This window comes from Myceligenerans salitolerans (genome assembly GCF_017349295.1).
In the GTDB taxonomy this organism is placed as follows: domain Bacteria; phylum Actinomycetota; class Actinomycetes; order Actinomycetales; family Cellulomonadaceae; genus Myceligenerans; species Myceligenerans salitolerans.
In genome coordinates, this window is sequence record NZ_JAFMPK010000008.1 from 1 (window position 1) to 664 (window position 664).

A 664-nucleotide genomic window follows, 5' to 3' on the forward strand; every position below is an offset into this window, starting at 1 on the left:
CGACCGAGAGCGACGAGGGTGCGTACAGCACGTCGTTCTGGGACGGCGCGGGAGCGCTGACGGACGACTTCGGCGACCACTACGACGAGATCGGCAACTCGCTGTGCGACGGCTGCGCGGACTCGTGGGACACGGGCACGGTGCGCGCATGGCAGGTGATCCTCTTCGTGGAGGGCTACATCTCTCACACGCAGATCGACGGCAGGTTCGGGCCGAACACCACCAGCGCGACCCGGGCCTACCAGGATGACCACGGGCTGGGAGTCGACGGGATGGTCGGTCCGGCGACCTGGGGCCATGCCGACGGCCACCTGGAGTGGAACTCGTCCCGGACGCGCGTGCTCTACCGGGGCGCCGAGGGCTCGGTGTACTTCGAGCGCGGCAACAGCGACCACGGCAACACGGGGGGCGGCGGCGCCTACCGGATCATCAAGGCCTGTGTCTCCACGTACTGCGCGTCCTTCGGCAGCCCTCGGATCCACCACTAGGCCCGTCGGCGTTCGCGAGCACGGCCCGGCGACCGGTCGCTCCGGCTTGCTGGGTCTGTCGTGGTCCATGGGGTCACACGGAATCGGTCACACAGAACGAGAGGATGGTGGGTTCACGGATGCGTGGATCACGGATGGTGACGCGTCTGGCCGCGGTGGCGGTCGGCGCGCTGGTG

The 664-nt window shown here is 69.0% G+C and carries 1 protein-coding gene; it reads left to right on the top strand.

Annotated features, from left to right (window positions below; all coding sequences use genetic code 11):
- Positions 1–488, top strand: a 488-nt coding sequence (locus J0911_RS00390) for a peptidoglycan-binding domain-containing protein (RefSeq protein WP_207273423.1), incomplete at its 5' end; no start/stop codon positions are given.
- Between the last annotated feature and the right edge of the window lie 176 nt (positions 489–664).